Origin of the sequence: Massilia mucilaginosa (genome assembly GCF_011682145.1) — a bacterium.
Taxonomy (GTDB): Bacteria; Pseudomonadota; Gammaproteobacteria; order Burkholderiales; family Burkholderiaceae_D; genus Telluria_A; species Telluria_A mucilaginosa.
Map to the genome: position 1 here is coordinate 17,585 of NZ_WHJH01000027.1, position 12,380 is coordinate 29,964.

The following is a 12,380-nucleotide window of genomic DNA, read 5'->3' on the forward strand; positions in this document are numbered from 1 at the left end:
GGCAGGTTTATCTGGCGAGGCCGGCGACGATGGCCTGGGCGGCGGCGCGGGCGCGCGCATCGCAGTCCATCACGGCGCCGATGCTGGTGGCCGCGTGATGCGGGTTCTCGTGCATGACGCGCGCGATCACGCGGTCGATGTCGCGAAAGCCGATGCGGCGCTCCAGGAAGGCTTGCACCGCCACTTCGTTGGCGGCGTTGAGCAGGGCCGGCGCGGTACCGCCCGCGTCCAGCGATTCGAAAGCCAGCGCCAGGCACGGAAAGCGCGCAAAGTCCGGCTTGTGGAACTGCAAGGTACCGATGCTGGTCAGGTCGAGCTGGGCCACGCCGGATTCTATGCGTTCAGGAAATGCGAGCGCGTTGGCAATCGGGGTGCGCATGTCGGGGTTGCCCAGTTCGGCGATCACCGAGCCATCCACGTACGACACCATCGAGTGGATCACGCTTTGCGGATGGATCACCACGTCGATCAGGGAAGCCGGCGCGCCGAACAGCCAGTGCGCCTCGATCACTTCCAGGCCCTTGTTCATCATGGTGGCCGAATCGACCGAAATCTTGCGCCCCATCGACCAGTTCGGATGCTTGCAAGCTTCGTCGGGGGTGACGTGCTCCAAGGTCTCGACCGCGCGGTTCAAAAAGGGGCCGCCGGACGCGGTCAGCAGGATCTTGGCCACGCCGGCCGCGCCGGGCTGGCGCGCGTACGAAGCGGGCAGCGACTGGAAAATTGCGTTGTGCTCGCTGTCGATCGGCAGCAAGGTGGCGCCATGCTCGTGCACCGCATCCATGAACAGCTGGCCTGACATGACCAGCGCTTCCTTGTTGGCGAGAAGAATTTTTTTGCCGGCACGGGCCGCGGCCAGGGTCGGCGCCAGACCGGCGGCGCCGACGATGGCGGCCATCACGGTGTCGACTTCAGCGCTGGAGGCGATGGAACAGAGTGCCGCTTCGCCGTGTTCGACCTCGACAGCGAGGCCGCGCGCGCGCAGCAAGGCGTCGAGGCGGGCGGCGGCGTCGGCGCTGCCGACCACGGCGCGCGCCGGACGGAACTGCGCACACTGCTCGGCGAGTTCGTCCACCTTGGCATGCGCGCTGAGCGCATACACCTGGTATTTTTCGGGATGGCGTGCAAGCACGTCCAGGGTGGACACGCCGATCGAACCGGTCGCGCCTAGAATGGTGATGCGTTGCATAGGCGTTCTTTCAAACTTTCTCTCAGACTTCTTTTCAAAGCATCCCGGTATAGATCAGGGCGGCCAGCGGCATGACCGGCACCAGCGCATCAATGCGGTCGAGCACGCCGCCATGGCCAGGCAGCAGGTTGCTGCTGTCCTTGACGCCGGCGCGGCGCTTGAGCTGCGATTCGACCAGGTCGCCCACCACGCTGGCGGCAACCAGCACCACCAGCACCGCCAGCGCCCCACTCCAGCCCAGCTTGGCCTGGAGGTGGACCGGGAAGGTATCGGCCAGCAGCGGGCCGGCGAACATGATCAACAGGGTCGACAGGACCAGCACGGCAATGCCGCCGCCGATCGCGCCTTCCCACGATTTACCTGGGGAAATGGTCGGCGCCAGCTTGCGCTTGCCGAACGCCTTGCCGGAGAAGTAAGCCCCGATGTCGGCGATCCAGACCAGCGCCATGACCGACAGCAAGTACACGGCGGAATGCTTGAAGAACAGCACGATGGCGGCGAAGCAAGCCACGATCGAAATCGCATACATGGTCGCCAGCATGGTGTTGCGTCCGCCTTCGGGCGGCGGCAAGCCGGTTTTCAGTGCGGGCACGAAACGGAACAGCCACAGCAGGGTCGACAGGCCGAACCAGAATTTCACGGCGCTGTTGTCCTTGTACAAGAAAGCGTAGGCAAAGGCGGCGCTCCAGAACAGGGCGACCAAAAAGGCTTGCTTGCGCGAGGACTTGAACAGCTGAAAGCTTTCGGTGATGGCGGCCGTGAGGAACAGCAGCACCACCGCGGCGAAGGCGGGGTAATACCCGCCGAACAGCACCGCCAGCAGGACGACAAGCAAGACGACAGCGGTGATGATCCGGGTAATTAGCATCAGCTTTTCTTTTCAGCCAGTTGGTCGCCGGTGCGCCCGAAGCGGCGCTCGCGGTTTTGATAGGACGCGATGGCCGCGTCCAGGGACTCGATCGAAAAATCGGGCCAGTAGGTATCGGTGAAGTACAGCTCGGAATATGCCAGTTGCCACAGCAGGAAGTTGGAGATGCGCTCTTCCCCGCCGGTGCGGATGAACAGGTCCGGCTCGGGCGCGTAGGCCATGGCCAGATGCTCGGCCAGCTGCTCTTCGGCAAAGGTGGTGATGCCGGGATTGGCGGCAACCATCTTGCTGGTGGCCTGCATGATGTCCCAGCGCCCGCCGTAGTTGGCGCAGATGGTGACCGTCAGGCGCGTATTGTTGGCGGTGCGGCGCTCGGCCGAGGCAATCATGTCTTGCAACTTGGAATCGAAACGCGACAGATCGCCCACGACTTTCAAGCGAATATTGTTTGCGTGCATCTTCGCCACTTCGCGTTCGAGCGCGGTGACGAACAGGCGCATCAGGAGCGAGACTTCTTCTTCGGGGCGGCGCCAGTTTTCGGACGAAAAGGCGAACAGGGTGAGGTACTCGATGCCGCGCTGAATGCAGGCCTCGACACAGCCGCGCACGGCTTCGACGCCCTTGACGTGGCCGGCCACGCGCGGAAGGAAGCGTTTTGTTGCCCAGCGGCCGTTGCCGTCCATGATGATCGCAACGTGGCGCGGCACGCGGGCCACTTCAGGTACTGCTGTCGTCGAACTTTTATAGATCATAAATCCAGACTATCTAGAACAAATGCATGGGAAGCGGACGCCGGGTCCGCCTCCGCGTGGGCAGACCCTGCCTTAGCGTCTTCCCCCTAAGCGGGCCTCCCAAACTCTACACCGTCAGGACTTCTTTTTCTTTTTCAGCAACCAGTTTATCGACATCAATGACGAACTTGTCGGTCAGTTTCTGGATTTCTTCCGATGCACGACGCTCGTCGTCTTCGGAGCAAGCCTTGTCCTTGACCAGCTTCTTGAGCGACTCGTTGGCGTCGCGGCGGATATTGCGGATCGCGATCTTGGCGTCTTCCGCCTCGCCCTTGACCAGCTTGACCATTTCCTTGCGGCGTTCTTCGGTCAGTGGCGGGGTCGGGACGCGGATCATGTCGCCCTGCGACGACGGATTGAGACCGAGGTCGGCATCGCGGATCGCTTTTTCGACCGTGGTCAGCATCTTCTTTTCCCACGGCTGCACGCCGATGGTGCGGGCGTCGATCAGGGTCACGTTGGCGATCTGGGTCAGCGCGGTGGCCGAACCGTAATAATCGACCATGACGTGATCGAGGATGCCGGTATGGGCGCGGCCGGTGCGGACCTTGGCCAGATCGCTTTTAAGGGTGTCGATCGACTTGTTCATGCGCTCTTGCGCGTTTTTCTTGACGTCAGCGATAGTCATGCTGCTCTCCTGTAGCTCTGAATGATATTAAACGTGTACCAGTGTACCTTCGTCTTCGCCCATGATCACGCGTTTGAGCGCGCCCGGCTTGACGATGGAGAACACCTTGATCGGCAGTTTCTGGTCGCGGCACAGCGCGAACGCGGTCGCATCCATCACCTGCAAGTGCTTGGAAATGGCTTCGTCGAAAGTAATCGACTCGTAGCGGGTGGCGTTCGGGTCCTTTTTCGGGTCGGCGGTGTAGACACCATCGACCTTGGTGGCCTTGAGCACGATTTCGGCGCTGATTTCCGAACCGCGCAAAGCGGCGGCGGTATCGGTGGTGAAGAAGGGATTGCCGGTGCCGGCGGCGAACACGACAACCTTGCCTTCTTCCAGGTATTGCAGCGCTTTCGGGCGCACGTAAGGCTCGACCACCTGCTCGATGGCAATCGCCGACATGACGCGGGCGACGATGCCGACGTGGCGCATGGCGTCGGCCAGGGCCAGCGCGTTCATCACGGTGGCCAGCATGCCCATGTAATCGGCGGTGGCGCGGTCCATGCCCTGGGCGCCGGGAGCGACCCCGCGGAAGATGTTGCCGCCGCCAATGACGACGGCCAGCTCCACGCCCAGGTTCGCTACTTCCGCGACATCGGCGACCATGCGCTCGATGGTGGCGCGGTTGATGCCGTAAGGATCATCGCCCATCAGTGCTTCGCCAGACAATTTCAGGAGTACGCGTTTGTAGGCTGGTTTCGACATGGGGGTGGGCTCCAAAAAATGACGGTTTGTATTCGGTCTTGCCATGCGCACACTTTCATGTACGCAGATTAAAAAAACGGGCCTTCCGGCCCGCTTTCACACTTACTGCTTGTTAGCAGCCATTTGCGCCGCAACCTCTGCAGCGAAATCGTCCTGCTTTTTCTCGATGCCTTCACCAACAACATACATCGTGAATGCTTTCACGGTGGTGCTTTTTTCTTTCAGCATCTGTTCGATCGACTGCTTGTCGTTCTTGACGAACGATTGATTCAGCAGCGACACTTCTTTCAGGTACTTCTGGATCGAGCCTTCCAGGCGCTTGGCCAGGATTTCAGCCGATTGTACCGGCTTGCCTGCGGCAACGGCGACGTCAGCATCTTCCTGAGCTTTCAGAGCAGCAACCGAACGCTCTTTTTCGATCAGTTCGGCAGGCACCTGGTCCGACGACAGCGACACTGGCTTCATTGCAGCGATGTGCATGGCCACGTCTTTACCGACTTGCTCGTCGGCGCCGTCGAAGTCAACCACGACACCGATACGGGTGCCGTGCAGGTACGAGGCCAGCTTGCTGGTGGTCTCGAAACGCTGGAAGCGGCGGATGGTCATGTTCTCGCCGATCTTGCCGATCAGGGCGATGCGCACTTCGTCCAGGGTCTTGCCATCGAGTGGCAGGGCCAGCAGAGCGGCGACGTCGGCCGGGTTGTTTTCGGCAACCAGGCGCGCGGCGTTGTTCGCCAGTGCCAGGAAGTCGTCGTTCTTGGCGACGAAGTCGGTTTCGCTGTTGACTTCAACCAGGGCGCCGACATTGCCAGCGATGAAGGTTGCTACAACGCCTTCAGCGGTGATGCGGGTGGCGTTGCTGGTGGCTTTGGTGCCCAGTTTGACGCGCAGGATTTCTTCCGCACGTGCCATGTCGCCATCGGCTTCGGTCAGTGCTTTTTTGCATTGCATCATCGGTGCGTCGGTTTTCGCGCGCAGTTCGCCTACCATCGCTGCTGTAATCGCTGCCATGTGTTTCTCCTAAATTTGTGACATATTCTGTTTAAAAAAAAGGGGGAGCTGCTGCTACCCCTTTTGATTTCCGTGGCGCCTCAGGGGCGCCTGGGGCAATTAAGCCTGCTCGGAGACTTCGACGAATTCGTCGCCAGCCGATTTAACCAGTTCAACGATTTCGTTGGAGGCGTTTGCACGGCCTTCCAGGATCGCATCGGCCACGCCGCGGGCGTACAGCATGATCGCTTTGGACGAATCGTCGTTGCCTGGAATGACGTGGGTCACGCCTTCTGGCGAGTGGTTGGTATCGACGATGCCGATAACAGGGATGCCCAGCTTGCCGGCTTCGGTGATCGCGCCTTTGTGGTAGCCGACGTCGACGACGAAGATTGCGTCAGGAACGCCGCCCATGTCCTTGATACCGCCGATGGCTTTTTGCAGCTTGACCATTTCGCGCTGGAACATCAGGCCTTCTTTTTTCGACAGCTTCTCAACCGAACCGTCTTCAACTTGCGCTTCCATGTCTTTCAGGCGCTTGATCGAGGTCTTGATCGTTTTGAAGTTGGTCAGCATGCCGCCCAACCAGCGCTGGTCGACGAAAGGAACGCCGGCGCGTGCAGCTTCAGCGGCGATGATTTCGCGCGCTTGACGCTTGGTGCCGACCATCAGGATCGTGCCGCGGTTCGATGCGACCTGCTTGATGGTTTTCATGGCTTCTTGATACATACCCATCGTCTTTTCCAAGTTGATGATATGAATCTTGTTGCGGTGGCCGAAAATGAACGGCGCCATTTTTGGGTTCCAAAAACGGGTTTGGTGACCGAAGTGGACACCGGCTTCCAGCATTTCACGCATTGTTACGGACATGTAATTCTCCAGGGTTGGGTCTGGAATCCGGTCAGTCACCATACAGGCACCCTTTGCGACCGGATTCGCGATTTTAACAAGATTTGTGGCACTACTTGAACAACATTGCTCGAAAGCGAATTCAAGCAACCCGAGATTCTAACCGGAATTTGGGATTTTTTCAAGCACCGCGTAGCGCGATCAAGCATTTCCTCGTCAGCCCCGCGCGGGAACGACGCGGGCGTTATCCCTTATAATGGTCGCCATATTTGCACGGGTTTTCGCAACATCCTCCCGCTGTTACTGATTCTTACCGCTTTGTCTCTTACTGCTCCATTGCCGATTGCTAATTATGTCCAACATCTCGATCAAATCCCCCGCCGACATCGAAGGCATGCGCGTCGCAGGCCGCCTCGGCTCCGAAGTGCTCGACTACATCACGCCCTTCATCAAGGTCGGCGTCACCACGGGCGAACTGGACCGTCTTTGCCATGAATACATGGTTAACGTGCAGGGATCGATCCCGGCCCCGCTGAACTATTGCCCGCCGGGCTACACGCCCTACCCGAAAGCCATCTGCACCTCCGTCAACGACGTGATCTGCCATGGCATTCCGGGCGACAAGGCGCTCAAGGATGGCGACGTCGTCAACCTCGACATCACCGTCATCAAGGACGGCTACCACGGCGACAACAGCCGCATGTTCCTGGTCGGCAAACCGTCGATCCTAGCCAAGCGCCTCTCCGAAGTCACCTACGAATGCATGTGGCTCGGCATCGCCCAGGTCAAACCGGGTGCGCACCTGGGCGACATCGGCCACGTGATCCAGCAGCACGCCGAAAAGAACGGCTACAGCGTGGTGCGCGAGTTCTGCGGCCACGGCATCGGCAAGATCTTCCACGAAGAGCCGCAGGTGCTTCACTACGGCCGTCCGGGCACCCTGGAGCGCCTGGAAGCGGGCATGATCTTCACCATCGAGCCGATGATCAACGCCGGCCGCCGCGACATCAAGGAAATGGGTGACGGCTGGACCATCAAAACCAAGGACCGCAGCCTGTCGGCGCAGTGGGAACACACGATCCTGGTCACCGAGACCGGCTACGAAGTGCTGACCCTGTCGGCCGGTTCGCCGCCGCCGCCGGCCTTCATCACCGCGGCCAGCCAGCCCGTCACGGCGTAAGGCCGGACCCGCCATGCCCGCCGCCGCGCTCAAGAAGCAGTCCTGCGACCTCCTCAAGCAAAGGCTGAAAGCCGAGCGGGCGGTGCTGATCGCCGCTTTTCGCGCCGACGGCAAGCCCGAAAAGCTGTTGCGCGGCCTGCGTCACAGCGTCGACGAGGTGCTCACCGAAGCCTGGCGGATGGTCGGCCTGCCCGCCACGTGCGCGCTGGTGGGCGTGGGCGGCTACGGGCGCGGCGAACTGTTTCCGTTTTCCGATGTCGACCTGCTGATTTTGCTGGGCCAACCGGCCGACGCCATCACCCAGGCGCGCCTGGAAGAACTGGTGCAGATGCTGTGGGACCTGGGCCTGGAAATCGGCTCGAGCATCCGCACCATCGACGAGTGCATGAGCGAGTCGAAGGCCGACATCACCGTGCAAACGAGCCTGCTGGAGGCGCGCCTGGTGTGCGGCGACGCGGCCCTGTTCGAACAGTTGCAGCAGCGTTACGCGGGGGCGCTCGACCCGCAGGCGTTTTTCCACGCCAAGGCGGCCGAAATGCGCCTGCGCCACGCCAAGTACGAAGACACGGCCTTCTCGCTGGAGCCGAACGTCAAGGAAAGCCCGGGCGGCCTGCGCGACCTGCAAGTCATTTTATGGGTGGCCAAGGCGGCCGGCCTGGCCAATTCGTGGAGCCAGCTGGCCACGCGCGGCCTGATCACCCAGACCGAAGCGCGCCAGCTGATGGAAAAGGAACGCGCCTTCAAGGATATCCGGGTGCGCCTGCACCTGCACGCCAACCGGCGCGAAGACCGCCTGGTGTTCGATGTGCAGACCCCGATCGCAGAAAGCTTCGGCCTGAAAACCACCGGCGAAGGCATCAACGCGCGCCGCGCCAGCGAATACCTGATGCAGCGCTATTACTGGGCGGCCAAGACGGTCACCCAGCTCAATACCATTATGCTGCAGAATATCGAGGCGCAGCTGTTCCCCGAAGCCAACGAGGCCGAGGCGATCAACGCGCGCTTCAACGATGTCAACGGCCTGATCGACATCGCCCACGACGACACCTTCACCAGAGAGCCCTCGACGGTGCTGGAAGTGTTCGTGCTGATGACCGAACGCCCGCACCTCAAGGGCATGACGGCGCGCACCATGCGCGCGCTATGGCATGCGCGTTTCGAGATCGACGCCAAGTTTCGCGAAGATCCGGTCAACCGCGCCCTCTTCCTGCGCATCCTGCAGGCGCCGGTAGGCCTGGTGCACGCGCTGCGGCGCATGAACGATACCAGCATCCTCGGGCGCTACCTGCCGAATTTCCGCCGCATCGTGGGCCAGATGCAGCACGACCTGTTCCATGTGTACACGGTCGACCAGCATATCCTGATGGTGGTGCGTAACATGCGCCGCTTCACGATGACCGAACACGCGCACGAATACCCGTTCTGCAGCCAGCTGATCGCCAACTTCCGCAAGTCCTGGCTGCTGTACGTGGCGGCGCTGTTCCACGACATCGCCAAGGGCCGCGGCGGCGACCATTCCAAGCTCGGCACGGTCGACGCCGCCCAATTCTGCGAAGAACACGCGATCGGCTCGGAAGACACCGAACTGGTTGTGTTCCTGGTCGAGAACCACCTGACCATGTCGCAGGTCGCGCAAAAGCAGGACCTGTCGGACCCGGACGTGATCGAAGCCTTCGCCAAAGTGGTCAAGGACGAGCGCCACCTGACCGCGCTGTACCTGCTGACCGTGGCCGACATTCGCGGCACCAGTCCCAAGGTATGGAACGCCTGGAAAGCCAAGCTGCTCGAAGACCTGTACCGCGTGACCCTGCGCGTGCTGGGCGGCGAGCCGCACTCGGCCGACCGCGAACTGAAGAACCGCCAGGAAGAAGCGATGGCCACCCTGCGCCTGTACGGCTTGCCCGACATCGCCCACGTCGACCTGTGGAAGCAGCTCGACGTCGCCTACTTCCTGCGCCACGACGCCTCCGACATCGCCTGGCAGACGCGCTGCCTGTGGGATAAGCTGAACAGCGACAAGCCGGTCGTCAAATGCCGCCTGGCGCCGATTGGCGAAGGCTTGCAGGTGGCGGTGTACGTCAAGGACCAGCCCGACCTGTTCGCGCGCATCTGCAGCTATTTCGACCGCAAGAATTTCAGCATTCTCGACGCCAAGATCCACACGACAAGGCACGGCTACGCGCTCGACACCTTCATGGTGACCGAGCAGAGCTTCGCCAAGAGCTACCGCGACATCATCAACCTGATCGAGCACGAGATCTGCGAACTGCTGACCTCGCAGGCGCCCTTGCCGGCGCCCACGCGCGGGCGGCTCTCGCGCCTGTCGCGCACCTTCCCGATCACGCCGACGGTCGACCTGCGGCCCGACGAGCGCGGGCAGTATTACCTGCTGTCCATCGCGGCCAACGACCGCACCGGGCTCCTGTACGCCATCGCCAACGTGCTCACGCGCTACCGCATCAACCTGCACACGGCCAAGATCATGACCCTGGGCGAGCGGGTCGAAGACGTGTTCCTGGTCGACGGCGCCGTGCTCAACAACGCGCGCAACCAGATCCAGCTCGAAACCGACCTGCTCGACGCGCTGCGCGTGTAGCGTTGCAGAACTCCCTTTCCAGAAACCCTTTACGTAACCTTTGCAAAGCAAGCCATGACTGAATTAGTACGCCTCTCCAAACGCATGTCCGAACTCGGGCTCTCTTCGCGCCGCGAAGCCGATGAATGGATCGCACGCGGCTGGGTGCGGGTCGATGGCCAGGTCATCTCCGAACTCGGCAGCAAAGTGCTGCCGCACCAGAAAATCACGGTCGAGCGCCAGGCCGCGGCCGAGCAATCCAAGCGCGTGACCGTGCTGATCAACAAGCCGATGGGCTATGTCAGCGGCCAGGCCGAAGACGGCTACACGCCGGCGGTGGCGCTGATCAAGGCCGAGAACCGCTGGGCCGAGGACCCGTCGCCGGAAACCTTCCACCCCACCCAGCTGCGTTCGCTGGTACCGGCCGGACGGCTCGACATCGACTCGGTCGGTCTCTTGATCCTGACCCAGGACGGGCGCGTGGCCAAGACCCTGATCGGGCAGGATACCGCCATCGAAAAGGAATACCTGGTGCGCGTGCAGTACACCAAGGAAGGCAAGCTGCCGGAATCGGATCTGAAGAAATTGTGCTTCGGACTCTGGATGGACGGTAAACCCTTGCTGGCGGCCAAGGTGCGCTGGCAGAACGACGACCAGCTCAGCTTCACCTTAAGAGAAGGCAAGAAGCGCCAGATCCGCCGCATGTGCGATATGGTGGGCCTGAAAGTGATCGGCCTCAAGCGCGTGCGCATCGGCAAAGTCAAGCTGGGCGATTTGCCGGTCGGGCAATGGCGCTATCTGCGGCCTGACGAGCAGTTCTGACACCCCGGCTGCGATCACTTTTTTACGCGCTCCGATGTCCGCTTTGGGATTGGACGGCCCCTGACGTGACGACCATACTCTGCTGGCGAGCCGTGGCACACCATGGCCGTACCGTCCGCCCGCAGGCGGCGGTCCACCAATCGAGACTGCCAATGTTACAACACCCTGTCATCCCGGCGGGCCGGCTCGCCGCCCCGCTCCTGCTCCTGTTCCTGCCCGCCCTGGCCGGCGCCGCGGCGACCACCTTCATCAACCCGGTCGGCCCTGCCACCTCGTCCTCGGCCGATCCGCACGTCATGCGCCACAGCGATGGCAACTATTACTTCGTTTCCACCGCACCCGGCTGGGACAAGCTCGAGTTGAGAAAATCCCCTTCGCTGTCGGGCATCGGTGCGCGCACGCCGGTCACGGTGTTCGTCAAAACCGCCGCCTGCAGCGGCAATAACTGCACCAGCAAGGAAATCTGGGCGCCCGAGATCAACCATATCAACGGCGCGTGGTATATCTACTTCTCTGGCGCCGGCAGCGACAACCAGCACCGCGTGTTCGCCATCCGCAACCCCAGCGCCGACCCCACCACCGGAACCTGGAGCGCGCCGCTCAAGGTCGCCGACAGCGAGGACAGCTGGGCGATCGACCAGACCGTGGCCAACATCAACGGCCAGCTCTACATGGCCTGGTCGGATATTTCCGGCGGACAGCCGCAGCGCATCAAGATCGCCCGCATGAGCAGCCCGACGGCCTTGATCGGCAAGGGTGCGATCATCTCCACCCCGACCCTGGCCTGGGAAAAATCCGGCGCGGCGGTGAACGAGGCGCCGGCCTTCATCGTGCATGGCAACAAGGTCCACATGAGTATCTCGGCCAGCGGCTGCTGGACCGACGACTACAAGCTCGGCCTGCTCACCGCCAACCTCGGCGCGGACCTGACCATGCCGTCCAACTGGAGCAAGGCGGCCACGCCGATCCTACAAAAAGGCAACGGCGCTTTCGGTCCCGGCCACAACGGCTTTACCAAGTCGCCCGACGGCAGCGAAGACTGGATCGTTTATCACGCCAATCCGGCCACCGGCCAGGGCTGCGGCGACTCGCGCACCACGCGCATCCAGAAAGTGAGCTGGAACGGCGACGTTCCCGTGCTCGGCGCCCCGGTCGCCGCCGCAACGCCCGTGACGCGCCCATCGGGCGAAGGCAGCGCCACCATCTGGTACCGCGTGCGTAACGAGGCCAGCGGCAAGGTGATGAGCATCGACCGGGCCGCCGCCGCCAACGGCGCCGCCATCTGGCAGTTCAGCAACCTCAACAATACCGACCAGCTATGGTCGCTCGACCCGGTCGACGGCGCCTGGCTCAAGCTCACCTCGAACTACAACGGTAACGTGGTCGACGTGACCGGCCACAGTACGGCGCCCGGGGTGGCGGTCAAGACCTATCCCTACGGCGCGACCTACAACCAGCAGTGGCTGCCGGTGCCGGGCACTAGCCAGTATATCGGCATGCGCAACCGCAACAGCGGGCTGATGCTTGACAACCGCGATGGCAGCCTGCTCGATGGCGCCGTGATCCAGCAGTGGAGCGCAAACGGACTGGCGCCGCAACGCTGGCGTTTGGAGCGGGCCAACTAGTGTCCCGAGTTGGAAATTCGTTGATGATTAAATATGGCGAAATCGCACCGAGACAAGGAACAAAGCGCAGACAGGCAAATGCCTGGCGAGCATTTGTGACGCGGTATCGGCGCGATTAT

General features: G+C 61.9%; 11 protein-coding genes. 4 read left to right on the forward strand and 7 right to left on the reverse strand.

Going from position 1 to position 12,380, the window contains the following annotated elements:
* Positions 1-7: 7 nt before the first annotated feature.
* The 7 genes from ispC to rpsB form a co-directional block, all read right to left on the reverse strand.
* A complete protein-coding gene (gene ispC, locus F2P45_RS20110) occupies positions 8-1,189 on the reverse strand; it encodes a 1-deoxy-D-xylulose-5-phosphate reductoisomerase (RefSeq protein WP_166879116.1) in 1,182 nt (393 codons plus the stop codon).
* A 34-nt stretch (positions 1,190-1,223) separates the two neighbouring features.
* Positions 1,224-2,057: a phosphatidate cytidylyltransferase gene (locus F2P45_RS20115; RefSeq protein WP_166879119.1), complete on the reverse strand. Its 834-nt coding sequence runs from the start codon at positions 2,055-2,057 to the stop codon at positions 1,224-1,226.
* Positions 2,057-2,809: a polyprenyl diphosphate synthase gene (gene uppS / locus F2P45_RS20120; RefSeq protein ID WP_166879122.1), complete on the reverse strand. Its 753-nt coding sequence runs from the start codon at positions 2,807-2,809 to the stop codon at positions 2,057-2,059. Before uppS ends, F2P45_RS20115 begins: the two co-directional genes overlap by 1 nt.
* 106 nt (positions 2,810-2,915) lie before the next feature.
* On the reverse strand, positions 2,916-3,476 hold the full coding sequence (gene frr, locus F2P45_RS20125; protein WP_166879124.1) for a ribosome recycling factor: 561 nt from the start codon (positions 3,474-3,476) through the stop codon (positions 2,916-2,918).
* A 27-nt stretch (positions 3,477-3,503) separates the two neighbouring features.
* Positions 3,504-4,220 carry a UMP kinase gene (gene pyrH / locus F2P45_RS20130; RefSeq protein ID WP_054262915.1) on the reverse strand — a complete coding sequence of 239 codons (717 nt, stop codon included), beginning with the start codon at positions 4,218-4,220 and terminating at the stop codon, positions 3,504-3,506.
* Positions 4,221-4,322: 102 nt separating this feature from the next.
* Entirely contained in the window at positions 4,323-5,231 is a 909-nt protein-coding gene (tsf, locus tag F2P45_RS20135; RefSeq protein WP_166879127.1) for a translation elongation factor Ts, read from the reverse strand.
* Positions 5,232-5,330: 99 nt separating this feature from the next.
* Entirely contained in the window at positions 5,331-6,080 is a 750-nt protein-coding gene (rpsB, locus tag F2P45_RS20140) for a 30S ribosomal protein S2 (protein WP_166879227.1), read from the reverse strand.
* A gap of 331 nt (positions 6,081-6,411) precedes the next feature.
* On the opposite strand from rpsB, the gene map reads away from it, so the two are divergent.
* The 4 genes from map (at position 6,412) to F2P45_RS20160 (ending at position 12,261) form a co-directional block, all read left to right on the forward strand.
* Positions 6,412-7,239 carry a type I methionyl aminopeptidase gene (gene map, locus F2P45_RS20145; RefSeq protein WP_166879129.1) on the forward strand — a complete coding sequence of 276 codons (828 nt, stop codon included), beginning with the start codon at positions 6,412-6,414 and terminating at the stop codon, positions 7,237-7,239.
* A gap of 13 nt (positions 7,240-7,252) precedes the next feature.
* Positions 7,253-9,835, forward strand: coding sequence for a [protein-PII] uridylyltransferase (locus F2P45_RS20150; RefSeq protein WP_166879132.1), 2,583 nt, complete (start codon positions 7,253-7,255; stop codon positions 9,833-9,835).
* A gap of 54 nt (positions 9,836-9,889) precedes the next feature.
* Positions 9,890-10,636 carry a pseudouridine synthase gene (locus F2P45_RS20155; protein WP_166879135.1) on the forward strand — a complete coding sequence of 249 codons (747 nt, stop codon included), beginning with the start codon at positions 9,890-9,892 and terminating at the stop codon, positions 10,634-10,636.
* A 152-nt stretch (positions 10,637-10,788) separates the two neighbouring features.
* Entirely contained in the window at positions 10,789-12,261 is a 1,473-nt protein-coding gene (locus tag F2P45_RS20160; RefSeq protein ID WP_166879138.1) for a family 43 glycosylhydrolase, read from the forward strand.
* The last annotated feature ends 119 nt before the right edge of the window (positions 12,262-12,380 follow it).